Origin of the sequence: Micromonospora chaiyaphumensis, assembly GCF_900091435.1 — a bacterium.
Lineage (GTDB): Bacteria > Actinomycetota > Actinomycetes > Mycobacteriales > Micromonosporaceae > Micromonospora > Micromonospora chaiyaphumensis.
This window is the reverse complement of record NZ_FMCS01000014.1, coordinates 1-24,702: the sequence shown is the minus strand read 5'-3', so window position 1 is coordinate 24,702 and position 24,702 is coordinate 1. Positions and strand designations below refer to the sequence as shown.

23 protein-coding genes, 2 tRNA genes and 1 rRNA gene are annotated in these 24,702 nt (G+C 73.5%); 18 read left to right on the top strand and 8 right to left on the bottom strand.

Annotated elements, in window-relative coordinates; translation table 11 throughout:
* Nucleotides 1-56 precede the first annotated feature (56 nt).
* From GA0070214_RS28700 to GA0070214_RS28690, 3 genes are read left to right on the top strand one after another with little or no spacing between them, the layout of a single operon-like run.
* Nucleotides 57-1,520 carry an amidase gene (locus GA0070214_RS28700; protein ID WP_091269652.1) on the top strand — a complete coding sequence of 488 codons (1,464 nt, stop codon included), beginning with the start codon at nucleotides 57-59 and terminating at the stop codon, nucleotides 1,518-1,520.
* Nucleotides 1,521-1,576: 56 nt separating this feature from the next.
* Entirely contained in the window at nucleotides 1,577-1,882 is a 306-nt protein-coding gene (gene ctaJ / locus GA0070214_RS28695) for an aa3-type cytochrome oxidase subunit CtaJ (protein WP_446686027.1), read from the top strand.
* Nucleotides 1,869-2,282, top strand: a complete 414-nt coding sequence (locus GA0070214_RS28690; RefSeq protein ID WP_091269650.1) for a DUF5130 family protein — start codon at nucleotides 1,869-1,871, stop codon at nucleotides 2,280-2,282. Before ctaJ ends, GA0070214_RS28690 begins: the two co-directional genes overlap by 14 nt.
* A gap of 103 nt (nucleotides 2,283-2,385) precedes the next feature.
* Here the strand turns inward: GA0070214_RS28690 and pepN are convergent, their stop codons facing one another.
* Entirely contained in the window at nucleotides 2,386-4,932 is a 2,547-nt protein-coding gene (gene pepN / locus GA0070214_RS28685) for an aminopeptidase N (protein WP_091269649.1), read from the bottom strand.
* Between the two features lie 224 nt (nucleotides 4,933-5,156).
* On the opposite strand from pepN, the gene GA0070214_RS28680 reads away from it, so the two are divergent.
* From GA0070214_RS28680 to GA0070214_RS28665, 4 genes are all read left to right on the top strand, one after another.
* Nucleotides 5,157-5,780 (top strand): mycothiol-dependent nitroreductase Rv2466c family protein, encoded by a 624-nt coding sequence (locus GA0070214_RS28680; protein WP_091269648.1) that lies wholly within the window; start codon nucleotides 5,157-5,159, stop codon nucleotides 5,778-5,780.
* A 120-nt stretch (nucleotides 5,781-5,900) separates the two neighbouring features.
* Nucleotides 5,901-6,260, top strand: a complete 360-nt coding sequence (locus GA0070214_RS28675) for a hypothetical protein (RefSeq protein WP_091269647.1) — start codon at nucleotides 5,901-5,903, stop codon at nucleotides 6,258-6,260.
* Between the two features lie 72 nt (nucleotides 6,261-6,332).
* The gene (locus GA0070214_RS28670; protein WP_091269646.1) at nucleotides 6,333-7,532 is read left to right on the top strand and encodes a DUF1015 family protein; all 1,200 of its coding nucleotides are present in this window, start codon (nucleotides 6,333-6,335) and stop codon (nucleotides 7,530-7,532) included.
* 73 nt (nucleotides 7,533-7,605) lie between these two features.
* Nucleotides 7,606-8,076, top strand: a complete 471-nt coding sequence (locus GA0070214_RS28665) for a ribose-5-phosphate isomerase (protein WP_091269645.1) — start codon at nucleotides 7,606-7,608, stop codon at nucleotides 8,074-8,076.
* 37 nt (nucleotides 8,077-8,113) lie between these two features.
* Here GA0070214_RS28665 and GA0070214_RS28660 read toward each other — a convergent pair whose 3' ends face one another.
* Together GA0070214_RS28660 and GA0070214_RS28655 are read right to left on the bottom strand one after the other, a co-directional pair.
* Nucleotides 8,114-8,536 (bottom strand): hypothetical protein, encoded by a 423-nt coding sequence (locus GA0070214_RS28660; RefSeq protein WP_091269644.1) that lies wholly within the window; start codon nucleotides 8,534-8,536, stop codon nucleotides 8,114-8,116.
* Nucleotides 8,537-8,637: 101 nt separating this feature from the next.
* Nucleotides 8,638-9,858 carry a GNAT family N-acetyltransferase gene (locus GA0070214_RS28655; protein WP_091269643.1) on the bottom strand — a complete coding sequence of 407 codons (1,221 nt, stop codon included), beginning with the start codon at nucleotides 9,856-9,858 and terminating at the stop codon, nucleotides 8,638-8,640.
* Nucleotides 9,859-9,957: 99 nt separating this feature from the next.
* Between GA0070214_RS28655 and GA0070214_RS28650 the strand changes: the two genes are divergently transcribed.
* Entirely contained in the window at nucleotides 9,958-10,494 is a 537-nt protein-coding gene (locus GA0070214_RS28650; RefSeq protein WP_091269642.1) for a hypothetical protein, read from the top strand.
* A gap of 147 nt (nucleotides 10,495-10,641) precedes the next feature.
* Here the strand turns inward: GA0070214_RS28650 and GA0070214_RS28645 are convergent, their stop codons facing one another.
* Nucleotides 10,642-10,893, bottom strand: a complete 252-nt coding sequence (locus GA0070214_RS28645) for a hypothetical protein (RefSeq protein ID WP_091269641.1) — start codon at nucleotides 10,891-10,893, stop codon at nucleotides 10,642-10,644.
* Between the two features lie 145 nt (nucleotides 10,894-11,038).
* Here GA0070214_RS28645 and GA0070214_RS28640 point away from each other — a divergent pair, with 145 nt between their 5' ends.
* Entirely contained in the window at nucleotides 11,039-12,919 is a 1,881-nt protein-coding gene (locus tag GA0070214_RS28640; RefSeq protein WP_091269640.1) for a propionyl-CoA synthetase, read from the top strand.
* Here GA0070214_RS28640 and GA0070214_RS32880 read toward each other — a convergent pair.
* On the bottom strand, nucleotides 12,909-15,899 hold the full coding sequence (locus GA0070214_RS32880) for an Hsp70 family protein (RefSeq protein ID WP_091269639.1): 2,991 nt from the start codon (nucleotides 15,897-15,899) through the stop codon (nucleotides 12,909-12,911). The two genes, GA0070214_RS28640 and GA0070214_RS32880, sit on opposite strands and share 11 nt — an antisense overlap.
* A gap of 293 nt (nucleotides 15,900-16,192) precedes the next feature.
* Between GA0070214_RS32880 and GA0070214_RS28630 the strand changes: the two genes are divergently transcribed.
* Nucleotides 16,193-16,477 carry a hypothetical protein gene (locus GA0070214_RS28630; RefSeq protein WP_091269638.1) on the top strand — a complete coding sequence of 95 codons (285 nt, stop codon included), beginning with the start codon at nucleotides 16,193-16,195 and terminating at the stop codon, nucleotides 16,475-16,477.
* A 22-nt stretch (nucleotides 16,478-16,499) separates the two neighbouring features.
* Here GA0070214_RS28630 and GA0070214_RS28625 read toward each other — a convergent pair.
* Nucleotides 16,500-16,573, bottom strand: a tRNA-Gly gene (locus GA0070214_RS28625).
* 139 nt (nucleotides 16,574-16,712) lie between these two features.
* On the opposite strand from GA0070214_RS28625, the gene GA0070214_RS28620 reads away from it, so the two are divergent.
* From GA0070214_RS28620 to clpX, 5 genes are all read left to right on the top strand, one after another.
* Nucleotides 16,713-16,786 (top strand) — tRNA-Pro (locus GA0070214_RS28620).
* Nucleotides 16,787-16,931: 145 nt separating this feature from the next.
* On the top strand, nucleotides 16,932-18,278 hold the full coding sequence (tig, locus tag GA0070214_RS28615; RefSeq protein ID WP_091269637.1) for a trigger factor: 1,347 nt from the start codon (nucleotides 16,932-16,934) through the stop codon (nucleotides 18,276-18,278).
* A gap of 174 nt (nucleotides 18,279-18,452) precedes the next feature.
* Nucleotides 18,453-19,094, top strand: coding sequence for an ATP-dependent Clp protease proteolytic subunit (locus tag GA0070214_RS28610; protein WP_088960728.1), 642 nt, complete (start codon nucleotides 18,453-18,455; stop codon nucleotides 19,092-19,094).
* A 10-nt stretch (nucleotides 19,095-19,104) separates the two neighbouring features.
* A complete protein-coding gene (locus GA0070214_RS28605) occupies nucleotides 19,105-19,767 on the top strand; it encodes an ATP-dependent Clp protease proteolytic subunit (protein ID WP_091269636.1) in 663 nt (220 codons plus the stop codon).
* Nucleotides 19,768-19,982: 215 nt separating this feature from the next.
* Complete coding sequence (clpX, locus tag GA0070214_RS28600) at nucleotides 19,983-21,278, top strand: ATP-dependent Clp protease ATP-binding subunit ClpX (protein WP_091269635.1); 1,296 nt, start codon at nucleotides 19,983-19,985, stop codon at nucleotides 21,276-21,278.
* A gap of 23 nt (nucleotides 21,279-21,301) precedes the next feature.
* Here the strand turns inward: clpX and GA0070214_RS28595 are convergent, their stop codons facing one another.
* Nucleotides 21,302-21,925, bottom strand: a complete 624-nt coding sequence (locus GA0070214_RS28595) for a helix-turn-helix domain-containing protein (RefSeq protein ID WP_091269634.1) — start codon at nucleotides 21,923-21,925, stop codon at nucleotides 21,302-21,304.
* A 41-nt stretch (nucleotides 21,926-21,966) separates the two neighbouring features.
* Between GA0070214_RS28595 and GA0070214_RS28590 the strand changes: the two genes are divergently transcribed.
* Together GA0070214_RS28590 and GA0070214_RS28585 are read left to right on the top strand one after the other, a co-directional pair.
* The gene (locus GA0070214_RS28590) at nucleotides 21,967-22,800 is read left to right on the top strand and encodes a DMT family transporter (RefSeq protein ID WP_091269633.1); all 834 of its coding nucleotides are present in this window, start codon (nucleotides 21,967-21,969) and stop codon (nucleotides 22,798-22,800) included.
* A 39-nt stretch (nucleotides 22,801-22,839) separates the two neighbouring features.
* Entirely contained in the window at nucleotides 22,840-23,637 is a 798-nt protein-coding gene (locus GA0070214_RS28585) for a carbon-nitrogen hydrolase family protein (RefSeq protein ID WP_091269632.1), read from the top strand.
* A gap of 7 nt (nucleotides 23,638-23,644) precedes the next feature.
* Here GA0070214_RS28585 and GA0070214_RS28580 read toward each other — a convergent pair whose 3' ends face one another.
* Nucleotides 23,645-23,869, bottom strand: a complete 225-nt coding sequence (locus GA0070214_RS28580; protein WP_091269774.1) for a hypothetical protein — start codon at nucleotides 23,867-23,869, stop codon at nucleotides 23,645-23,647.
* Nucleotides 23,870-24,534: 665 nt separating this feature from the next.
* Here GA0070214_RS28580 and GA0070214_RS28575 point away from each other — a divergent pair.
* A 16S ribosomal RNA gene (locus GA0070214_RS28575) occupies nucleotides 24,535-24,702 on the top strand; the annotation flags it as partial.

Here is a 24,702-nt window from a genome sequence, read left to right as displayed (position 1 = left end):
GTGGCGCGCGGCGGGTGATGAGTGCAAGGGCCGCCGTGACCAGGCAGGATGGGGGCATGGCCGAGCCGCACGACCTGACGGCGCTGGAGCAGGCCGCCGCCATCCGCCGGGGTGAGCTGTCCAGCGTGGAACTGGTCGAGCACCACCTGCACCGGGTGGACGCGCTCGGCGACACCCTCGGCGCGTTCGTCACCGTCACCCCGGAGCGCGCCCGGGCGGCGGCGGTCGCCGCCGACGCGGTGCCGGCGGACCGGCGCGGCCCGCTGCACGGGGTGCCGACCGCCGTCAAGGACCTCACCCTCACGGCCGGGGTCCGCACCACCTTCGGCTCGGCCGCCTTCGCCGACTTCGTGCCGCCCGTCGACGCCGACGTGGTCCGCTTCATGGCCGCCGCGGGGATGGTGAGCCTCGGCAAGACCACCACCTCCGAGCTGGGCTGCTCGCTCTACTCCGAGGGCCTCGTCGCGCCGCCGGCTCGCAACCCGTGGGGCCTCGGCTACACGGCGGGCGGCTCCAGCGGAGGGGCGGCGGCCGCCGTGGCCGGCGGGCTGGTGCCGGTGGCGCAGGGCTCCGACGGCGGCGGCTCCTTGCGCATCCCGGCAGCCCTCTGCGGCCTGGTCGGCTACAAGCCCAGCCGGGGCCTGGTCTCCGGCGGGCCGATCGGCTTCGGGGCGTTCGGGCTGCCCATCAGCGGCCCGCTCGGCCGGACCGTGACCGACGTGGCCGCGCTGCTCGACGTCCTGGCGCAACCGGTGCCCGGCGAGCCCTACCTGCCGCCCGCCGCGCCCACCGGCGGCTACCTGGGCGCCGCGCGCGAGGCCCGCCCTGGCCGGCTGCGGATCGGCCGGTTCACCACCCCGATGCTCGCCGACGAGCCGGTGCACCCGGACTGCGTGGCCGCCGTCGACCGGGCCGCCGCGCTGCTCACCCAGGCCGGCCACGAGGTGGTCGACGTCCCCGCGCCGCTCGGCCCCGAGGCGTGGCCGCTCTTCGAGACCGTCTGGTACGTGCTGGCGCTCGCCCCGGTGCCGTCCGAACGGGAGAGCGACCTGCTGCCACTGACCCGGTTCCTCCGGGCCCGGGGCGCGGCCGTCGGGGCCGGCCCGCTGATGGCCGCGCTCGGCGAACTCCAGGCCCAGGTACGCCGCGGCGTGCGCCGTACCGCCGGCTGCGACCTGCTGCTCTGCCCGACCCTGGCCGCACCGCAGGCGCCGGTGGGGGCGTTCGCCAGCCTCGACCCGGCGGAGGATTTCGACCGGCAGCGGCGCTTTTCGCCGTACTGCGCCATCTTCAACGTCACCGGCGACCCGTCCGTTTCGCTGCCGGTCGGCCGCACCGGCGACGGGATGCCGGTCGGGGTGCTGCTCACCGGCCGCTACGGCGACGACGCGACATTGATAGCGACTGCCGCGCAACTGGAGCACGGCTGTGGCGGATGGGATCACCACCCCGCAATCTGGCGGGCCGTCGACTCCGCTAACGTGAACAGCACAAGCGGAGTCGGGCGCGCGTCGTCATGACCGTCCACCCGACCCGGAACATTCCTGGTCTCTCTTTCCGCCTGGGGGCGTTGGGATTGTCTGTTACCGAGACGTTGCTGGTCTTCGTCGGCATCCCGGCGGCCGCCGTGCTGGTGATCGCCGGACTGGCGGCCGCCGGCAGTCGCGGCGGCGGCGGTGGCGGCGCGAAGCGCTACCGGCCGGGCCGGCCCTTCGACTTCACTCCGGTCTGGTTCCTGGGCCGTCCGGAGCTGCTGGCCGACTCGGCCGGCACCGCACTGGCCGCCGGCGCGCAGGCGCCGGCGCTGACCAGCCGCAAGCAGGAGCAGGCCGGCCGGGAGGCGCCGGCCGGTGGAACCGGAGGCGCAAGTGACCGTTGGTGAGAAGCAGGCCGCGACGGGGACGGGTAACCCGCCGGAGGTTCTGGACGGGCCGTTCTCGACCCGTCAGCTGCTCCGCATCGACGAGGCGCTCCGCCTGGCCGACCAGGGCACCGGCCTGGTGTTCTCGGTCTACGTGGGCGGCCTCGACGAGCCCATCCGGGAGCACGCCCAGCGGCTGCACCGCCAGCTCGCCGAGCCGGACCGGTCCGTGCTGATCGCCGTGTCGCCCAACCAGCGGCAGCTGGAGATCGTCACCGGCCGCTACGCGCGCAAGCGCATCCCGGACACCTACGCCAAGCTGGCCGCGCTCTCCATGGTGGCCTCGTTCGGCGGCGGCGACCTGGCCGGCGGCATCATCCAGGGCCTCGACCAGCTCGCCAGCCACGCCGGCAAGGGCTGAGCCCACCCGCACACGACGAAGCCCGGCCCGCATCTCGCGGGCCGGGCTTTCTCGTGTCTGCCGGAGGGCGGCCCAGGCCGGGCCCGGACCGCCCCTCGGAGGATCAGGCGGTCCGGGCGTCCCGGGCGCGGGCGCTGAGGGCGCGGGCCACGCCGTCGCGGCCCTCGGCGACCAGCCGGCGCAGCGGCGCCGGGTGACCCTCCTGGGCCAGCCAGGCGTCGGTGGCGGCCACCGTGTCCTCCTCGACCAGGTACGCCGGGTAGGCGAGCTGGACGAACTCCTGCGCCGGCTCGCTGTCCCGCTGCGCCCACACCTGCGCCGCCGCGGCGAAGTACTTCTCCCGGTAGGGCGCGGTGAGCTCCACCTGCGCCGGGTGGGTGAAGCCCTGCAGCAGCGCCCGGTTGCGCCAGTTCGGCAGCGCCTCGGGGCCGGTGAGCTGCGCCCACACCGCCGCCTTGTTCTCGGGGGTCGGCACCAGCGCGTGCGCGTACGCGGCCTCCCGCTCGCCGCTGGCCGTCCGGTCGCGGGCCAGCTCGGCCTCCACGTCGGCGGCCCCGGCCGCGCCGTTGGCCACCAGCGACTGGAGGACGGTCCAGCGCAGCTCGGTGTCCACGGTCAGCCCGGCCGGCACCTCGGCGCCGTCCAGCCAGCCCCGCAGCGTGGCGAGGTCCTCGGCGGAGCGGGCCGCGGAGGCGTACGCGCGGGCCCAGGCGAGCTGGAAGCCGCTGCCCGGCTCGGCAGCGGCGAGCGCCGTGCGGGCGGTGCGGGCCAGGTCGGCCCAGCCGGTCGGCGCCCAGGCCGGGTCGGCGTAGAAGGTGAGCGTGGTGGTCGCCTGGCGCAGGGTGGCGGTGACCAGGTTGATGTCGGTCTCCGCGGGCAGCCCGGCCAGCACCAGCGCCACGTAGTCCCGGGCCGACAGCTCGGCGTCGCGGGTCATGTCCCAGGCGGCGGTCCAGCAGAGCGCCCGGGCCAGCGACGAGTCGAAGCCGGCGATGTGCTGCACCACGGTCGCCATGGACCGCTCGTCGAGCCGCAGCTTGGTGTAGGTCAGGTCGTCGTCGTTGAGCAGCAGCACGTCGGCGGCGGGCTTGCCGTGCAGCACCGACAGCTCGGTCAGCTCGCCGGTCACGTCGACCTCGACCCGCTCCCGGCGGACCAGCCGGCCGTCGGTCAGGTCGTAGAGGCCCACGCCGATCCGGTGGGTCCGCAGGGTCGGGTGCCCGGCCGGCGCCTCCTGCCGCACCAGCACCTGCTCGTACGCGCCGTCGGCGCCGATGACCACCTCGGGGCGCAGCGTGTTGACCTGCGCGGTCTCCAGCCACTGGGCGGCGAACTTGCGCAGCTCCCGACCGGAGGCGGTCTCCAGCTCGGAGAGCAGGTCGTCGAAGGTGGCGTTGCCCCAGGCGTGCTTGCCGAAGTAGGCCCGCAGCCCGGCCAGGAACGGCTCCTCGCCCACGTACGCGACGAGCTGCTTGAGCACGCTGGCGCCCTTGGCGTAGGTGATGCCGTCGAAGTTGACCTCGACCGCCTCCAGGTCCGGCATCTCGCAGTAGACCGGGTGAGTGGAGGAGAGCTGGTCCTGCCGGTAGCCCCAGTTCTTGCGGATGGACAGGAAGGTCGTCCACGCGTCGGAGAAGCGGGTGGCGTGGGTGTTGCACCAGTGGCTGGCCCACTCGGCGAACGACTCGTTCAACCACAGGTCGTTCCACCAGCGCATGGTGACCAGGTCACCGAACCACATGTGCGCCAGCTCGTGCAGGATCGTGTTGGCCCGCTGCTCGTACTCGAAGTCGGTGACCTGCGAGCGGAAGATGTAGTGCGACTCGGCGTGCGTGACGCAGCCGAAGTTCTCCATGGCGCCGGCGTTGAAGTCCGGCACCCAGAGCTGGTCGTACTTGGGCAGCGGGTAGCGCACCTGGAACTTCTCGTGGAAGAAGTCGAAGCCCTGCTTGGTGATGAGGAACAGGTCGTCCGCGTCCATGTACTGCGCCATCGAGGCCCGGCAGTAGACGCCCAGGTCGATGCCGTCGTGGCTGTCGCGCACCTCGTGGTACGGGCCGGCGCAGAGCGCGGTGATGTAGGTGCTCATCCGCGCCGACTCGGCGAAGTGGACGGTCTTGAGCGCCTCGCCCGCCGGCTCCTCGCGCTCGACCGGCATGTTGGACACCACCCGCCAGTGCTCCGGGACGGTGGCGTGCCAGGTGTAGACGCTCTTCAGGTCGGGCTGGTCGAAGCAGGCGAAGACCTTCTGCGCGTCGGCCGTCTCGAACTGGCTGTAGAGGTAGGTCTCGCCGTCGACCGGGTCGACCGTGCGGTGCAGGCCCTGCCCGCTGTTGGAGTAGCCGAAGTCGGCGTCGACCACGAGGACGTTCTCGGCGGCCAGGCCGGTGAGGGTGAGCCCCTTCTCGGCGGACCAGCCGGAGATGTCGACCGGCGTGCCGTTCAGCGTCGCCGACCGCACCGACTCGGCGGCCGTCTCGATGAAGGTGCTCGCGCCCGGCTCGGCGCAGCGGAACCGGACCTCGGTCACCGACCGGAAGGTACGGCCGTCGGCCTGCACCGCGGTCGACAGGTCAAGCTTGATGTCGTACCCGGTGACGTCGAGCAGGCGGGCCCGCTCGGTGGCCTCGACCTGGGTCAGGTTGCGCACTCCCGGCACTGTTCGTCTCCATCCCACTCGTCTCGCCGCGCCCCGCGGCCGGCCTCCCCGGCCCGCTCGTGACGGCCCGTCCGAAACCGAGTCTTCCATGCACGGACACCCTTCGGTGGCCGAGGTCACGCTCTCATTCCGGTACCGGTCGATGCCGCCGGGGGTGAGGATCGGAGGGGAAGGCGCCGGAGCTCCGGCGCGTGAAGTCGTGAAGGGATGACACCGTGACCGAACGTGTCGCCGTGGACATGTGGTTCGACCCGCTGTGCCCGTGGGCGTGGATCACCTCCCGCTGGCTGCTCGAGGTCGAGCAGGTCCGGGACGTGGACATCCGGTTCCACGTGATGAGCCTGTCCGTGCTCAACGAGGGCCGGGACCTGCCGGAGCAGTACCAGGATCTGATGAAGAAGGGCTGGGGCCCGGTGCGGGTCTGCATCGCCGTCGAGCAGGCGCACGGCGGGGAGACGCTGGCGAAGCTCTACACCGCGATGGGCACCCGGATCCACCTCGGCAAGGAGGAGCTGGGCCGGGACATGCTGGTCGGCGCGCTCACCGAGGTCGGCCTCGACCCGGCGCTCGCCGACGCCGCCGAGTCGACCGAGTACGACGAGGCGCTGCGGGCCAGCCACGAGGCCGGCATGCGGCCGGTCGGCACCGACGTGGGCACCCCGGTGATCCACGCCCCGGGTCCGGACGGGCGGCAGGTCGCCTTCTTCGGCCCGGTGATCACCCCGGCGCCGAAGGGCGAGGCGGCCGGCCGGCTCTGGGACGGCGTCCTGCTGGTGGCCGGCACGCCCGGCTTCTACGAGCTGAAGCGCACCCGGGAGCAGGGCCCGATCTTCGACTGAGCCGTGCCGGACGAGCCCCGCGCCGCCCCGTCACCGGGCCGGTGCGGGGCTCGTTTCACCGGGTGTCCCAGCCGGCGGCCCGCCCGGGGCCGCAGCCCGGCAGCTCCTGGAGGCGTTCCCATGGCTAAGCACCGCCGCCTGTCCGACGAGGCGCCGCAGCCGGCGACCGAGGACTCCGGTGCGACGTACTGGTCGGTGGCCGAGGGCGACTGGCCGGCGGTCCCGGCCGGGATGGCCGACCTGCTGGCCCCGCCGATCGTGGTCGGCGTCGCCCGGGTGGTGGCCACCTCGCGGATGACCCCACCCGCCGACGCGGGCCAGCCCGTGCGGACCCCCGGCGCGGTCCGCTCGAGCGCGGCGGCCGGCCGCCCCGCCCCGGCCGGGTCGACGACGGTACGGCTCGCCACCTCCGGCGGTTCCCGCCCGGCCGCACCGGCGCCGGGCGGCAGCCCGGCCCCCGGCCGGCACCGCAACGGCTGACCCCTTTCATCTGGTGGACGGCGCGCGGGTCCGGCACCGGCGCTCCCGGTGCCGCGGGTAGCGTCAGCGGGCATGACGGTCGTGCATCCGATCGCCCGGGCCTGGATCACCACTGGCGGCACCGGCGCGCAGAACTACGACGAGTTCGCCGACGACGCGGAGATCACCGCCATCGTCGAGGCGAATCCGCACAGCGCCCTGGGCATCGAGATGCCCCACCGGGCGCCGGGAAGCCTCGGGAAGTCCTTCCTCGACGCGCTCCCCGACGCGGTGGCCCGCCTCGCCGAGGCCAAGGCGGACGGCAGCTACACGCCGGCCGAGCAGGTGGTCGTCCTCTACCGGATCAGCGCGCCGGGCGAGGAGAACGCCTACGGGCTGTTCGCCATGGTCGACACCGACCAGATCTCCACCCGCGCCGACGAGCCCGGCCTGGTGATCCGCAACGAGGACGTGTTCATCGCCAAGGTGCGGGAGCGGGTCGCCCTCGCCGAGGCGCTCGGCCACCTGCTCTCGCCCGTACTCCTGCTCCAGACCGGGCGTGGCGACGAGCTGCACGCGGCGCTCGCGGCGGCGACCGAGTCGGCCGGCGCCCCCGCCGCCACCGACGTGGACCAGGCCGGCCGCACGCACGCCATCTGGCTGCTCGGCCCGGGCCCGGCGCAGGACGAGCTGACCGCCCTGGCGGGCGGCGGCGAGCTGGTGGTCGCCGACGGCAACCACCGCAGCCTGGCCGCGCAGACCGGCGGGTTCCCGCGCTTCCTGTCGGTGATCACCACGCCGGCGTCGGTTGCCATCCAGCCCTACAACCGGCTGGTCAGCGAGCTGACCACCACCCCGGACGAGCTGCTCGACCGGCTCCGCGCCGCCGGCGCGGAGATCACCCCGGTCGCCGGCCCGGTCGGCGTCCCGGCGACCGGCGGCGCCGTGCACCTCCACCTGGCCGGCCAGGGGTACGCGGTGCGCCTGCCGCAGGTCGACGGCGGCCGGCTGGAGAACCTCGACCACGCCCTGGTCGAGCGGCTGCTGCTGCGCGACGCGCTCGGCCTCGACCCGGGCGACAAGCGGATCACCTACGTGGGCGGCGACTACCCGGCGAGCTGGCTCACCGGCGAGGTCGACGCGGGCCGGGCCGAGCTGGCCGTCCTCGTCGCCCCGGTGACCGTGGACGACTTCGTGGCGGTGAACCTGGCGCGGGAGAAGATGCCGCGCAAGAGCACCTGGTTCACCCCGAAGGCGCGGGCCGGGCTGGTCGTCGCCGAACTGCCGCGCTGAGCCGTGTGACGAAACCGCCTCCGTGCCGCCGCCCACGCGCCGGCACGGGGGCGGGCCTGTCAGACTGCGCGGTATGCGCGTCTACCTGGGATCCGATCACGCCGGTTTCGAGCTGAAGGTGCACCTCGCCAACCACCTGGCCAAGCAGGGGTATGAGGTGGTCGACGTGGGTCCGCACGCCTTCGACCCGGACGACGACTACCCGGCCTTCTGCCTGCACACCGGGCAGCGCGTGGTCGACGACGCCGGCAGCCTCGGTGTGGTCATCGGCGGGTCCGGCAACGGCGAGCAGATCGCCGCCAACAAGATCGCCGGGGTCCGGGCGGCGCTCGCCTGGAACATCGACACCGCCCAGCTGGCCCGCGAGCACAACGACGCCAACATCATCGCGGTGGGCGCCCGGCAGCACACGCTGGACGAGGCCACCGCCCTGGTCGAGGCGTTCCTCACCACCGCGTTCTCCGGCAACCCGCGGCACGCCCGCCGGATCGCCCAGGTCGCCGACTACGAGCAGAGCCGCGAGCTTCCCGACCTGCCCGCCTGACGCGTCGCCGACGGGCGCGGCCGCCGGCTCGCGCCCGTCACCGCCCGCTGCGGGGCAGGTCCTCGCGGGGCACCCAGTTGCGGCGGACGATCACGACCCGGGCCTCGGCCTCGGCCAGGTCGTCGTCGGTCGGCCGGGCGGCGTCCCGCGCCCGCAGCGCGGCGGTCACGCTCACCTGCGAGGATCCCGAGCCGACCAGGCCGCGCAGCCCCCGCTCGCCCTCCTCGGCGGGCGGGCCCGGGCGCCGGCCCCGGTGCTCGGGCGCCTCCGGCTCGGCGCGTCTGGCGCCACGCGGTGACCTGGGGGCGTCGTCCGGCGAGTCGTGCTGCCGGCCGCCGCGCGGGGACCTGGGGCCGTCGTCGTCGTGCACGGCGGCCGTGCTCGCGCTCACGCCCTCGCGCTCCGGTGTCCCGCCGTCGTGGTGCCGCAGCCGCCGCCGGCGACGCTCCGCATCCCCCATCACCCGACCGTACCGCCCGAGCGGTCCGGCTTCGACCGGAGATCTTGGTTACCTGCCGCTCGGAACCGACGGCGACTCGCCGCGATCCGAGGGGCGGCCGGTCAGAAGACCTCCATGGGAGCGGGAGCGCGGTGCCAGCCGAGCGCCGGTGCCGTCGCCGCCGCCGTCCCCGGGACCAGCTCCCGGACCCGGCCGGCGGCGACGAGCGCCGGCAGGCCGGCCCCGCCCAGGTAGAGCTCCCCGAGGGCACGGACGTCGCAGGCCAGCCCGGCCGGCGCCGACGTGGCCGTGCACTCCGCCCCGGACGGGCCGCCGACCAGCCGCCACCGGCCGCTGTTCTCCGGCAGCAGGTCGTCGGTGACCTCGACCACCACGTCGACGTCGGTGGCGTACCGGCGGGCGGCCAGCGCGGCCGGCGCGTCCACGACGCGCACCCAGAGGGCGTCGGCGAGCCGGGCGCCGAGCTGCCGCGGCTCGTCCACCAGCCGGAACAGCGGCTCGTCGACGGCGGCGATCGGGAAGGACACCCGGCGGGTGAGATCGATCGAGAGCAGCAGCCGCCACAGCGCCAGGTACGCCTCCGGCGCGGCGGCCACCACCTCGCCCACCTGGACCTCGGCCCGCGGCCCGGTGCCGGCCCAGTCCTCCTTCGTCCGGTAGAGCGCGTAGCCGTCCAGGCCGTCCGGCCCCTCGTGCAGCAGCACCCGGCGCTCGGTGGCGCCGCCCCGCAGCCCCTTCACGTCGGCGAGCACGTAGTCCCACCACCGCTCGTCCCGCCGCGACCAGCCGGGGCGGTCGGCGCGTACCCGCTCGTACAACCGGGCCAGCTCGGCCCGGTGCGGTGCCGGGCGGTCCAGGCGGAGGGTGCCCTCGGCGGGCGTCGGGTCCGGCAGGCGCAGCCCGGCGGTGTCGCCGGCGAGGACGAGCCGCTGCGCGGCCAGGCCGTAGCCGAACCGGGGATAGATCCGGCCCTCGCTGGCCCACAGGACGGCGAGCGGCTCCCGGCCGGCGTCGTGGATCTCGCGGAGCTGCCGGCGCATCAGCCCGGTGAGCAGCCCGCGCCGGCGGTGGGTCGGCGCGACCGACACCATGGTCACGTGCGCGGCCGGCACGCTCGCCCCGGGCACGGCCAGCTCGCGGGTGAACGCGGCGGCGTGCGCGACGGCGGTCCCGCCGTCCCGGACCAGCAGCGCCCGCTCCGGTTCGAAGACCGCGCGCTCGACCTCGCGCAGCTCGGGATCGACGTCGCCGTGGAAGGCCAGCGTCAGCAGCGCGGAGATCTCGTCGAAGTCGTCGGCCCGGGGCACCAGCGCGTCGGTCATCCGGTGTGTCTAACCCATCACCTTCGCGGTCGGCACCCTATTTGCCGGCTCGCTACCCTCGGAACCGTGGTCGGCGTCGGTCGAGGGGGAGGACACGAGATGGCGGACCAGACACAGCCGTGGGCCGAGCGGACGGTCGAGGTGCCGCCGCAGCCCGGCGTCGGGGTCGTGCCCCCGCAGCGGGACGCGTTCCGGCGCGGGGTGGCGCCGGTCGGCCAGCCGCGTACGCCCCGGACCGAGCAGTTCCCCTCCGTCGACCCGGGCGACTGGACCGGCGAGTCGGCCCCCCGCCGGCCGATGGGCTGGCACGTCGCCCAGCTCCGCCGGGGCGGGGAGTGGAGCGCGGCCGGCGCGCTGTTCGCCTTCGTCTGCTGGGGCATCTGGGCGATCTCCGGCCGGGGCGACCTGGCCGCCCCGCTGCTCACCTTCGTGCTCAGCCTGCTCACCGCGGTCGGCCTGTTCGCGCTGGCCCGCCTGCTCGGCCGGCTGGTCCTGGAGCGGCAGCTCGGGCGGGTGCGGCGCAGCGCCCGGGGTGCGCACCTGGTGACCGCGATCTTCCTGGTCGGCGTGGGGGTGGCCTACCTCCAGCAGACCGAGTGGGTGGTCTCCGCCTGGAACTGGGTCACCGGCAACTGACGACCGTGGCCGCGGGCGGGGCGGCCCCCCGCCGCCCGCCCGCGGGCCCGGTCGCGGTACGCCGCGACGCCGGTCGTCACTCCACCAGGACGGCGCTCGCATTACCCGGCCGGGCGCGGTTCATCCGTCGCCCGGTCGGCTGAGAGGTCACTGCCCCTCGGCGTCGGCCTTCGGGGAGGCGACCCGCGCCGCCGGGTCCTCGACGCCCGGCTCGCCGCCGCCCGGGGCCACCATCCCGTCGTAGTTGTAGACGGTGCCGCCGTCGCGCTGCTTCGTGGTGCGGATGTAGCGGTGGATCATGCCGTCGATCTCGATCTCCAACAGGGCCCGGTCACCCGCGTCCTGGCTGCTGCCGTCCCGGGGACCGCCCGCCAGGTGCGCCTTCGTGTTCGTCTCCATGTGCCAGCCGTACCCCTGGTGGACCGGGCGGAAACGGTGACCTCCACCGGCCGAGCCCGGCCGTTCAGCGAGCCGGGGCGCGCTTCCGGCGCACCCGACCCGGTGGGCCGTTGCGCCGGCCCGGGACCGGGGCCAGCATGACGGGATGGGCGCGTATCGATCAGCGTACGAGCGGAGCATCGCCGACCCGGCCGGCTTCTGGCGGGAGGCCGCGGCGGACCTCGACTGGCACCGGGCGCCGGAGCGGATCCTCGACGACAGCGGCGCGCCGCTGTACCGCTGGTTCCCCGACGGCGTGCTGAACACCTGCCACAACGCGCTGGACCGGCACGTGGCCGCCGGCCGGGGAGACCAGCCCGCGCTGATCCACGACAGCCCGGTCACCGGCACGGTCCGCACCCTCACCTACGCCGAGCTGCTCGCCGAGACCGCCCGGTTCGCCGGTGCGCTGCGCCGCCTCGGGGTGGGCCGCGGCGACCGGGTGCTGCTCTACCTGGCCATGGTGCCGGAGGCGGTGATCGCCATGCTGGCCTGCGCCCGGATCGGCGCGGTGCACTCGGTGGTCTTCGGCGGCTTCGCCGCCCACGAGCTGGCCGTCCGCATCGACGACGCCCGGCCGGCCGTCATCGTCGCCACCTCCTGCGGCATCGAGGTGGACCGGGTCGTGCCCTACCACCCGATCCTCGCCGCCGCCCTGGACGAGGCGACCCACTCCCCGGCGCACTGCGTGATCGTGCAGCGCCCCCAGGAGCCCGCCCCGCTGCTCCCCGGCCGCGACCTGACCTGGGACGAGGTGATGTCCGACGCCGAGCCGGTGGAGTGCGTGCCGGTCGCCGCCACCGACCCGCTCTACGTCCTCTACACCTCGGGCACCACCGGCCGGCCCAAGGGCGTGGTCCGGGACAACGGCGGGCACGCCGTGGCGCTGCGCTGGTCGATGCGGAACGTCTACGGCATCGAACCGGGCGACGTCTTCTGGGCCGCCTCCGACGTGGGCTGGGTGGTCGGCCACTCCTACATCGTGTACGCGCCGCTGCTCACCGGCGCGACCACCGTGCTCTACGAGGGCAAGCCGGTCGGCACCCCGGACGCCGGGGCGTTCTGGCGGGTGGTCGCCCAGCACCGGGTGGCCGCGATGTTCACCGCGCCCACCGCCATCCGGGCGATCCGCCGGCAGGACCCGGACGGCGCGCTCCTGGCCCGGTACGACCTGAGCAGCCTGCGCACCCTCTTCCTGGCCGGCGAGCGGCTGGACCCGGACACCTGGGCGTGGGCGGGGGAGCGGCTCGGCGTACCCGTGGTGGACAACTGGTGGCAGACGGAGACCGGCTGGCCGGTGGCGGCCAACCCGCGCGGCCTGGAGCCGCTGCCGATCAAGCCCGGCTCTCCGTCGGTGCCCGTGCCCGGGTACGACGTCCGGGTGGTCGACGGCGGTGGCCGGGAGGTGCCGGCGGGCACCGACGGCTCGATCGTGATCCGGCTGCCCCTGCCGCCCGGCTGCCTGCCCACCCTCTGGGGCGACGACGAGCGCTACGTCCGCTCCTACCTGGCCGCCTTCCCCGGCTACTACCTGACCGGCGACGGTGGCCGGTTCGACGAGGACGGCTACCTCTACGTGATGGGCCGCACCGACGACGTGATCAACGTGGCCGGGCACCGCCTCTCCACGGGGGCCATGGAGGAGGTGCTGGCGGCGCACCCGGCGGTCGCCGAGTGCGCGGTGATCGGCGTGGCCGACCCGCTCAAGGGGCAGGTGCCCAGCGGGTACGTGGTGCTGAAGGCCGGCGCCGGGGCGGACCCGGACGCGCTCGCCGGTGAGCTGGTCGCCCTGGTCCGGCAGCGGATCGGGCCGGTGGCCGCGTTCCGCCGGGTCACCGTGGTGCCGGCGCTGCCCAAGACCCGCTCCGGCAAGATCCTCCGCCGGACCATGCGCGGGCTCGTCGAGGGCCGGGACGAGCCGGTGCCGCCGACCATCGAGGACCCGGCGGCGCTGGCCGTCTTCCGCGACCTCGGTGCTACTCCTTGACGAAGCGGTGGAGCACGAAGTCCTCCTCGGAACCGCAGGCGATGACCTCGGTGTTCCACGAGCAGGAGTCGCCCCGCACGTCCTTCAGCTCGCCGAGCTGGGCCACCTTGCCCGACCCGGCGCCCACGCCGGCCACGCTGCGGTCGTCCACCGAACTGCCCAGCGGGTCGGCGAAGAGCAGCAGGTTGCCGGCGTCGACCCGGACGGCCACCCCGTCCTCGTCGTCGAGCACCCGCGTGCCGTCCGGTGCGAAGAGGGTCGCGGCCGGCTCCGGATAGATCCGCCGGGCCAGCACCCGCTCGCCGACCGGCACGAGCTGCGTCATACCGGGCGCGGCCCACCGCTTGACGCCCTGGCCCTCCTGCGCGGCCACCACCACCGCGGTCTGGTCGTCGGAGCCGGTCACCTCCAGCAGACAGGCCCGGTGCTCCCCGCACGGCGCCAGCGCCTTGGCCCGCCGGTCGTCGTCCTCGGCGGTGTAGAGCACGCTCGGCTGCGCCTGCTTCCCCAGGTCGTACGCGAGCAGCCGCCCGTCGTCGCCCGCCACGTAGAGCCGGTCCTCGTGGGCGGCCACCAGGTCGTCCGGCTCGGCCACGGCCTTCCAGCGGCGGACCTCAGCGCCGGAGCCGAGGTCGATGAGCCGGACGGACTTGTCCGCGTTCACCTGCACGAGCTGCTCGACCGGGCCCTGCTGCGGGTCGCGGGGCGAACCGTCGCCGTACCCGGGCCCGGACACCGACCCGTCGGTGGTCACCGGGTGCACGCTGTTGCGCGTGTTGCGGTACTCGTCGGCCAGGTCGTCCAGCGACCACTTCTCGTCGCCGTTGCTCAGCTTGAGCCCGACCAGGCGCTTCCGCTCGTGGTCGGTGAGCGCCAGCACGTCCCGGCCGACGAACAGCTCGTCGTCCCCGAGCACGGTGTGCCGCCAGCGCGGCTGACCGGACCCGCCGTCGAGCACCTCCAGCTCACGCGGGGTGCTGCTGCCCGCGGCGTCCGCGAGCAGCGCCACCGCGCCGGGCAGCGCGACCACGCCGGCCCACTGGTCGGCCGTGGTGACGCTCTCCTTGCGCCACAGCTCCTTGCCGGTGCCCGCCTCGACGGCCACCACCGCCAGCCGCCGGTCCTCGCGCGGATAGGCCAGGTAGGCCCGGTCGCCCGCGACCGCCGTGAACATCTCCGCCGGTCGTTCCCCGCCGGCCGCCGCGACCCGGGTGCCCTTGCCGAACGCCTGAAAGTCCAGCTCCGGGTGGCGGTCCCAGGTCAGGTAGAGGACGGTCGCGGTGGCCACCCCGGCCAGGGCGACCACCGCGCCGACCGAGATCCACAGCGCCCGCCGCCCCCGGCCACCGCCGCTCGGCGGGGCCGGCGGCCCGCTCTGCGGTACGCCGGGCCAGCCCGGCCACCCGCCCGGCTGATGCGGGATCCCGGGGCCCTGCGGGGGTACGCCCGCCGGTGACCCGTACGGCGGCAGGGCGGGTGTGGGCGTACCCGGGGCGGGTGAGTGCGGGGCCACGGCGGTGCCGTCCGGTCCCGCGGCGAGCGGCGTGCCCTGCGGTACAGGGTCCAGCCGCGTGCCGTTCGGTCCGGCGGCGACGGTCGTGCCGTGCGCGCCCGCTGCGGCCGGGCCCGGAGCCCCGGCGGCGACGGTCGTGCCGTCCGGCTGGTGCGCCGCGGTGGGCGGCACGTCGGCCGCGGTCGGCGGGTCCGTGGTGGGCAGCGGCGGCGTGCCGGCGTCGAGGAGGGTGCCGGCGGGACCGGCGCCCGGGGGCGCCGCGGCCGGTGGCCCGGCGGGAGCCGCGACGACCGGGGCGAGCGGCAGCGGCGGGGCCGCCGACCGGTTCCGCCGCAGCGGCAGGTCGGTCAGCGCGCCCTCGGCGACCGGCAGCTCGGGCTGCTCCAGCACGGTCGGCGCGATCCCCAGCTCGGCGTGGAGCAGCCGGGCCACCAGCGGGATCCGGGACGAGCCGCCCACCAGGAACAGCCCGGCGAGCCGCTCCGGGGCCAGCCCGGCCGCGGCGATCACCCGCCGGGTCTCGGCGACCGCCCGCCGCAGCAGCGGGGTGGCCACGCCCTCCAGGTCCGCGCGGGTCAGCGACACGGCGGCCGGGACACCCGGCACCGCCACCGGCGCCGCCGTGGTGCGGGACAGCATCTCCTTGGCGCCCCGGACGTGCTCGACGAACTGGAGCCGCTCCCGCCACCCGGTGGTGTCGGCCGGCTCGCTCAGCCGGGCCCACTGCGCCGGGTGGGTGGCGGCGATCCGCTCGCCGACCAGCGCGAGCAGGGCGGCGTCGAGGTCCAGCCCGCCCAGGTCGTCGAGACCGCCGCAGGAGATCACCGTGAAGCCCGAGTCGCCCCACGGGTCCGCGCCCTCGTTGCGGACCACGGCGACGTCCAGCGTCCCGCCGCCGAAGTCGAAGACGGCCACCGACTCGCCGACCGGCACCGGCCGGCGCAGCACCTCGGTGTAGTAGCGCGCGGCCGCGACCGGCTCGCGCAGCAGCCGGGTGCCGGGCGGGGTGGGGCCGGAGAGGGTGTGCTCGGCCGCCGACGGCCAGCCGGCCAGGGCGAGCGCCTCGGCGAGCACCTGCCGCCGGTCCGCGTCCCAGGTGGCCGGGCAGGTGACCACGGCGGGCGGCAGGAACCCGAGCGCGCCCACGGCGGCCTCGCCCACCGCGCGCAGCACCGCGCCGAGCAGTTCGGCCGGGGTGTGCCGGCGGTCGCCGAGCATCACCTCCGCCTCGTCGACGCGGCGCTTCGGGTTCGGCTCGTAGCGGTCCGGGTCGGCGTGGGCCAGCCGCAGCGCGTCCCGGCCCACGTGCAGGCGCCCGTCGGTGTCGGCGTACACACCGGACGGCAGGATCGGCTGGCCCTCCACCAGCAACGGGCGCGTACGCCCGTCGGGCCAGCGCAGCACGGCCACGGTGTTCGAGGTGCCGAGGTCCACGCCGAGGGCGAAACCGTCCCGCTGGCCTGACATCCGTCGCTACCTCCACCCGACGAGGGGATGTCCGGCCCCGCATCGTACGCAGCCCCCGCCGCCCGTCGATCTCCGGCGCGGCACCGCCGGGCAGAGCCGGGTCGCGGGGCGCCCGGCGGGCAGTGACCGCGGGTAGGGTGCGCGCCGTGGGATACCTGGTGAGGCCCTCGGGTCGTCTGCACCTCCCGGAGTCGGACGACGTGGCCGCGGTCGCCGCTGTCCGAGCCGCCATAGCGGCACGGGACGGTTGGTTCAAGCCGGACGCGTCTCCGTCGAATGACACCCTGGCCGACATGGCGGAGGAGGCCGGAGCCTCGGTCGTCCGCGACGGGGACTGGATCGAGTTCGGCTACGACGACGAGGGTGACCCCAAGTGGTCGGACCAGGCCACGGCCTTCTACGTCGCGATCGCGCCGTTCGTTCGCTCGGGAACCGTGCATGTCGAGGGCGAGGACGGTGCCCGCTGGTCGTACACCTACGCGGGCGGGCAGGTCACCCAACAGGGTTGGAACGGTTGGGACGGATCCGTCGAGCCGTTCGGCGAGCCGGTGGACTTCCCGTCCCAGGACCGCTCGTAGGCGCGCGGCTCCCTCGGCCTCGTGGAGCGGGCGACGGGAATCGAACCCGCACCGTCAGTTTGGAAGACTGAAGCTCTGCCATTGAGCTACGCCCGCGACCGCCCCGCTCTCGCGGGACGCGCCCGACAGCCTACCGAATCCCCGAACCGGACGCGCAGCGCCGTACCGCGCGCCGCCCCGGGACCGCCCCGGTGCCCGTCCGGCGGGCCCGGACGGCATACACTCTTCGTCGCCACGGGGTGTGGCGCAGCTTGGTAGCGCACTCGCTTTGGGAGCGAGGGGCCGTGGGTTCAAATCCCGCCACCCCGACTGTCGTTCGCGACCGGGTCGTCCGGGAACCGCCGGTTTTTTCCGCGCGGTACCCGGGCGCTGCCGATGCCGCAGGCCGGCTCGCCTACACTCGATGCGCGCAAACACGCCCAGACTCAACTGAGATCCGTCAAGGAGTACGCCTGTGAAGAGCACCGTCGAGACTCTGAGCCCGACGCGCGTGCGGCTCGCCATCGAGGTGCCGTTCGTCGAGCTCGAGCCGAGCCTCAGGAAGGCGTACCGGGAGATCGGCCAGCAGGTCCAGGTTCCCGGCTTCCGCCGGGGCAAGGTTCCCGCCGCCGTGATCGACCAGCGGGTGGGCCGGGGCACCGTCCTCAACGAGGCGGTGCAGGAGGCCATCCCGCAGAACATCCTCGCCGCGGTCCGCGAGCACGACCTGAAGACGCTCGGCCGCCCCGAGGTCGAGATCACCGAGTTCAACGACGGTGACTCGCTCAACTTCACCGCCGAGGTCGACGTCCGTCCGGAGATCACCCTGCCGGACCCGGCCACCATCGAGGTGACCGTCGACGAGATCCAGATCGCCGACAGCGAGATCGACGAGCAGGTCAACAGCCTGCGCGAGCGGTTCGCCACGCTGAAGACCGTGGAGCGGGCCGCCCAGGAGGGCGACTACGTCCAGATCGACCTGAACGCCACCGTCGACGGCGAGGAGGTGCCGGGCGGGCAGGCGAGCAACATCTCGCACGAGGTCGGCAGCAAGCAGCTCCTGCCGGGCCTGGACGAGGCCCTGGTCGGCCTGGCCGCCGGCGACAGCACCACCTTCACCACCCAGCTGGTCGGCGGTGACTACGCCGGCCGGGACGCCGACGTGGCGGTGACCGTCCGCACGGTGAAGGAGAAGGAGCTGCCCGAGCTCAACGACGACTTCGCCCAGCTGGCCAGCGAGTTCGACACCATCGAGGAGCTGCGCAACGACCTGCGCGAGCGGGTCACCCGCGGCAAGCAGGTCGAGCAGATCTACGCCGCCCGCGACAAGGCTCTCGAGCAGATGGTCGCCACCGCCGAGGTGCCGGCGCCGGAGGGTGTCGTCAAGGAGGAGGTCGAGAGCCGCAAGGCCGCGATGGTCGACCAGCTCGAGCGCATCGGCGCCTCCCTGGAGGAGTACCTCGCCGCGGAGGAGAAGACCGAGGAGCAGATCGACACCGAGCTGACCGAGGCCGCGACCGAGGGCGTCAAGATCCAGCTCCTGCTGGACACCCTCGCCGACGCCGAGGACGTGCAGGTCTCCGACGACGAGTTCGGTCACGAGATCGTCCACCGCGCCCAGCGCGCCGGCATGGCCCCGCAGCAGTACTACGACCAGCTGGTCCGCTCCGGCGCCGCCCAGGCCGTCTTCGGCGACGTCCGCCGGGGCAAGGCGCTCGCCGCGGTCATGGAGAAGATCACGATCAAGGACTCGGCGGGCAACGAGGTCACCCTCGACGCGCTGCGGGCCCAGAACGAGGCCGAGCACGACCACGAGCACTGATCATCCGGGTGTCGGCCGCCGTCCCGCGCTGTGCGCCGGGCGGCGGCCGAAACCCGTTCTGGGGTACGCCCCGCGGGTGACTGCGCTGAGAGCGAACAGTGCCCCGACCGGGAGTACGCCTCCCGGCTGAGCGGTTAGTGTCGGGTAGGACGGTACGGAGAGCGAAGGGCTGCCATGACCGACATGCACATCCCCAAGAAGTCGCTCCGGGCGATCGAGGCCCGCGGTGGCGACTCCATTGGCAACCTCGACGACTCGGTCTACAACCGGTTGCTCAAGGAGCGGATCATCTTCCTGGGCAGCGAGGTGACCGACCAGGTCGCCAACCGCATCTGCGCGCAGCTCCTGCTGCTCGCCGCGGAGGACCCGGACCGCGACATCAACCTCTGGATCAACTCGCCGGGTGGCTCGGTCTACTCCGGCATGGCGATCTACGACACCATGCAGTTCATCGACAACGACGTGTCGACCGTGGCCATGGGCATGGCCGCGTCGATGGGCCAGCTCCTGCTCTGCGCGGGCACCAAGGGCAAGCGCTACGCCCTGCCGCACGCGCGGATCATGATGCACCAGCCCTCCGGCGGCCTCGGCGGCACCGCGTCGGACATCGCGATCCAGGCCGAGCAGATGCTCTACACGAAGCGGATGTTCCAGGAGCGGGTCGCGCACCACACCGGCCAGAGCCAGGCGCAGATCGAGGCGGACTCGGACCGGGACCGCTGGTTCACCGCCCAGGAGGCCATGGACTACGGCTTCATCGACAAGGTGATCATCGGGGCCGCTCAGGTTCCGGATGGCGCCGGGACCCTGAGCTGAGGAGCTGACGATGACCGACCTGAGCCTGCCGCCCCAGTTCGCGGCCGTGCACAACCGCTACGTGCTGCCGTCGTTCGTCGAGCGCACGTCGTACGGGATGAAGGAGTCCAACCCGTACAACAAGCTCTTCGAGGACCGGATCATCTTCCTCGGCGTCCAGGTGGACGACGCGTCGGCCAACGACGTGATGGCCCAGCTGCTGACGCTGGAGGGCACCGACCCGGATCGCGACATCATCATGTACATCAACTCGCCGGGTGGCTCGTTCACCGCCATGACGGCGATCTACGACACCATGCAGTACGTCCGCCCGGACATCCAGACCGTCTGCCTCGGGCAGGCGGCCAGCGCGGCGGCGGTGCTGCTCTCGGCGGGCACCCCGGGCAAGCGGATGGCGCTGCCCAACTCGCGGATCATCATCCACCAGCCGGCCACCGAGGGCGGCTACGGCCAGGGGTCCGACATCGAGATCCAGGCCCGCGAGATCCTGCGGATGCGGACGCAGCTGGAGGACATGCTGTCCCGCCACTGCAACCGCCCGATCGAGCAGGTGCGCAAGGACATCGACCGTGACAAGATCATGACGGCCGAGGAGTCCAAGGAGTACGGGCTGGTCGACACCATCCTGACCAGCCGCAAGAAGGGTCTGCTGGCGTCTCACGCCGCCAGCTGAGCAGTGTGCGGTCGGAGGTCGGCCGGGGCATCGTTCCCGGCCGACCTCTGACACACCCGTTTTGGGGGTCGGAGAAACCTCCGGCAGCGGGTAACGTCGGGTCTGTGCCGCTTCGCTGGGTCGGACCGGCGAGGTGGGACGACAGGACGGACGGGCGCGCGGCGCCCGCAGGTCAGGGGCCGGCGCACCGGCCGACGAGTGCAGGGAGAACGTAGGTGGCACGGATCGGTGACGGCGGCGACCTACTGAAGTGCTCCTTCTGTGGCAAGTCGCAGAAGCAGGTCAAGAAGCTCATTGCGGGCCCCGGGGTCTACATCTGCGACGAGTGCATCGATCTCTGCAACGAGATCATCGAGGAGGAGCTGGCCGAGTCCGGCGAGGTGAAGTGGGAAGAGCTTCCCAAGCCGATGGAGATCTGCCAGTTCCTCGACAACTACGTCGTCGGCCAGGAGCAGGCCAAGAAGGCGCTCGCCGTCGCGGTCTACAACCACTACAAGCGGATCCAGGCCGAGGCGGCCGGCGCCCCGGGTTCGGGCAGCGACGGCGTCGAGTTGGCCAAGTCCAACATCCTGCTGCTCGGCCCCACGGGGTGCGGCAAGACCCACCTGGCGCAGACCCTGGCCCGGATGCTCAACGTCCCGTTCGCGATCGCCGACGCGACGGCGCTCACCGAGGCGGGCTACGTCGGCGAGGACGTGGAGAACATCCTCCTCAAGCTGATCCAGGCCGCCGACTACGACATCAAGCGCGCCGAGACCGGGATCATCTACATCGACGAGGTCGACAAGATCGCCCGGAAGTCGGAGAACCCGTCGATCACGCGGGACGTCTCCGGTGAGGGCGTGCAGCAGGCGCTGCTGAAGATGCTCGAAGGCACGGTGGCCAACGTGCCGCCGCAGGGCGGGCGCAAGCACCCGCACCAGGAGTTCATCCAGATCGACACCACCAACGTGCTGTTCATCTGCGGTGGCGCCTTCGCCGGCCTCGACCAGATCATCGAGGCCCGCACCGGCTCCGGCGGCACCGGCTTCGGCGCCCGGCTCCGGTCGGTGTCGGAGCGGTCGACCGACGACATCTTCAGCCAGGTCATGCCGGAGGACATGCTGAAGTTCGGGCTGATCCCCGAGTTCATCGGCCGGCTCCCGGTGATCACCAACGTGCGCAGCCTCGACCGCACCGCGCTGGTCCGCATCCTCACCGAGCCGCGCAACGCCCTGGTCCGGCAATACCAGCGCCTGTTCGAGCTCGACGGCGTCGAGCTGGAGTTCGAGCCGCCCGCGCTGGAGGCCATCGCCGACCAGGCCATGCTCCGCGGCACCGGCGCCCGCGGCCTGCGAGCGATCATGGAAGAGGTCCTGCTCTCCGTGATGTACGAGGTGCCGAGCAACCCCGACGCCGCCCGGGTGCTGATCACCCGTGAGGTCGTCCTGGAGAACGTCAACCCGACGATCGTGCCCCGCGAGTTCACCGGCCGGCGTGCCCGCCGGGACCGCGAGGAGAAGTCGGCCTGACCGCCACCGCGACCGCGCCCGGGTCAGCTCGGGCGCGGTCCGCGTGACCGGGTCCGCCGGTCCCACTCGCCCGACGGGGTGACCGCCACCATCACGAGCCGCGCCGGCTCGTCGCCCGCGCTCCGGTAGCCGTGCTCGCGGTCGGCGTGGAACTCGACCGTCTCGCCGGCGCGTACCTCGTGGTCGACGCCCTCGACGGTGACCGTGACGGTCCCGGCAAGGACGTGCAGCACCTCCCGGGTGCCGCGCGGATGGTCGGGGGAGTGGTGCGCCTCGCCGGGCTCCAACCGCCAGTCCCAGAGCTCGACCAGGTCCGGCTCGCCGAGGCCGCTGAGCAGCCGGGCCGTGCCGCCGTGCTCGCCCCGCCACAGCACCGGCGCCTCGTCGGCCCGGGAGACCCGGACGGTGCTCTCGTCGGCCGGCTCCAGCAACCGGGCGATGTTGACGCCGAACGCGTCGGCGACCCGGCAGAGGGTGCCGACGCTCGGGTTGGTCCGCGCCCCCTCGATCTGCACGAGCATGCCCTTGCTCACCCCGGAGCGGCCGGCCAGTTCCTCGAAGGACCAGCCGCGGGCGGCCCGCAGCTCGCGTACCTGTCGGGCCACCGCGGAGGTCACCGCGCCCACCCGCCCTTCGGCGTCGGTCATCACACTGTCCTTCGCGGTCAATATTGTGGTACGACTGCCTGATGTTCCCCATTGTGCTCGCGGCGGTCTCCGCGGTCGCGTTCGGCACGGCCGACTTCTCCGGCGGCAAGGCGTCCCGGCACGCCGACCCCGTCGCGGTGACCGTGGTGTCGCAACTGCTCAGCGTCCCGCTGCTGCTCGCCCTCGTGCTGATCGTGCCGGGCACGCCCCGGCCGCTGGACCTGGCCTGGGGGCTGCTCGCCGGGGTGGCCGGCGCGGCCGGCGTGATGCTGCTCTACAAGGCGCTGGCCGACGGCATGATGGCGGTCGTCGCACCGGTCACCGCGATCACCGCCGCGGTCGTGCCGATCGTCGCCGGCCTGGTGACCGCGCACTCGCCGGGCGCCCTCGCACTCACCGGCGCGGGGCTCGCCGTCGTGGCCATCGCGCTGGTCAGCCTGGGCGAGGGCGGCGTCACCGGCCGGGTGTCCGGCCGGCTGATCGGAATGGCGCTCGGCGCCGGGCTGCTCTTCGGGATCTTCTTCGCCCTGCTGGGCCAGGCCGACGAGGGCGCCGGCATGTGGCCGGTGGCCGCCGTACGGGCCAGCTCGATCGCCTTCGGTCTGGCACTCGCCGTGCGCACCGGCGTACGCCTGCGGCTCGGACCGCGGGTGCTCCGCTGGGCCGCGGCCGCCGGCCTGCTCGACTCGGCGGCCAACGCGCTGTTCCTGGCCGCCGCCGGCCGGGGGCACCTGAGCGTGGTGGCCGCCATCGCCGCGCTCTACCCGGCGAGCACCGTGCTGCTTGCGCTCGCGGTCGACCGGGAACGGCTCCGCCCGGTGCAACTGGCCGGGCTCGGCTTCGCCGCCGGCGCGCTCGTCCTGGCCAGCGTCTGAGCCCTGTCGCCGCCCGCCGTCCGCCCGTACGCTGAGCTCATGCGCGTCGCCGTCTGCCAGCTCAACGCCCGGGAGGACCGGACCGCGAACCTCGCCGCCGCCGAGGGCCTGCTGGCCAGGGCCGCGGCCGCCGGGGCGGATCTCGCGGTCCTCCCGGAGTACGTGGACTACCTGGGCCCCGCCGCCGGCCTGCCACCGGCGGAACCGGTCGACGGGGTGGTGGGCCGGTTCTTCGCCGACGCCGCGCGCCGGCTCGGCATGTGGGTGATCGCCGGCTCGTTCCACGAGGCCGGACCGGACCCCGAGCACACCTGGAACACCTCGCTGGTCTTCGACCGCGACGGCGCGCTCGCCGCCAGCTACCGCAAGATCCACCTGTACGACGTCGAGATTCCCGGCCGCGTCTCCTATCAGGAGTCCGCCACGGTGGCGCCGGGGGAGAAGCCCGTCGTGGTCGACGTCGAGGGTCTCCGGGTCGGCCTGTCGATCTGCTACGACCTCCGGTTCCCCGAGCTCTACCGCCAGCTGGCCGTCGACGGCGCCGCGGAACTCCTCGTCGTGCCGGCCGCGTTCATGATGCACACGGGCCGCGACCACTGGGAGGTGCTGCTCCGGGCCCGGGCGATCGAGAACCAGTGCTTCGTGGCGGCCGCCGGCCAGACCGGTGACCATGAGCCGGGGCGCACCTGCTTCGGTCGCAGCATGGTGGTGGACCCGTGGGGGACGGTGCTGGCCCAGGTGGCCGACGGGCCGGGCCTCGCCGTCACCGACCTGGACCGGGACCGGCTGCGCAGGATCCGCGCCGAGCTGCCGAGCCTCGCCAACCGCCGGCTCTGACGCTCGTTCAGCTCTCCAGGAGCACGCCGACGACGGTGAAGCCGGCGATGGCCACGGCCGTGACGACCAGCGCCGTCGTCATCCGGGAGGGCCCGCGCCGGGCGAGGCGTCTCACCGACGCCAGGACGACGACGAGCACGAAGGCGCCGATGACCAGCTGCCAGAACGGCAGCAGCAGCCCGAGCAGGGCTTCCTCGGCGAGCGTCGCCGGGAACCGGGGGGCGTCATCCATGTCGAACACTCTGGCACGGATGAGCCGCCGGCGGTCGGGTCCGACGCCGGCTATCCGCCGGCCGGAGTCGCTGGGCGCCGCCCGCGGAACGGGCAATGACGATCATTGATTTGCCTTCTCGGAGGCGTCCGCGTAACTTTCTCTCTGCACGGGGGAGGCCGGACAAACCGGCCGAGAACGGGCGCCAGGCTGGTGGCGGTGACGCCGAGCCAGACTGAGGATCCGGGCGGTGCGAGCCACTCCGAGAAACACGGGGTTGCGATCGCGAAGCCGACCGGGTAGAGTTCGAAAGCCGGCAGGGAGCCGGGCGGGTGGCCGCGAAAGCGGCGATCGGCCGGTCCGCCGGAACCCACGACAGCAACGACCGCCCTCAACGGCGAGCGTCAGCGTGGATCGGACCGGACCAAGTTGATCACCTCAAACGCGAGGTTGACAGCGGAAGTCGGGCCGGGTAAGTTGGAGAGGTTGCCCCGGACGGGGGTCCTGCTGAGGTAGGGCTTTCGGATGGTGTGTGGTTGTTCTTTGAGAACTCAACAGGGTGCTTGATAAGCCAGTGCCAAATTGATTTATACCCCGGACTGGTTGGCTCTTCTTTGGGAGGGTCTGCTGGTTGGGATTCCTTTGGCAACACTTTTGTTGTCAGGATGATTGTTCAACAAAGATTTTTGTTGGAGAGTTTGATCCTGGCTCAGGACGAACGCTGGCGGCGTGCTTAACACATGCAAGTCGAGCGGAAAGGCCCTTCGGGGTACTCGAGCGGCGAACGGGTGAGTAACACGTGAGCAACCTGCCCTAGGCTTTGGGATAACCCCGGGAAACCGGGGCTAATACCG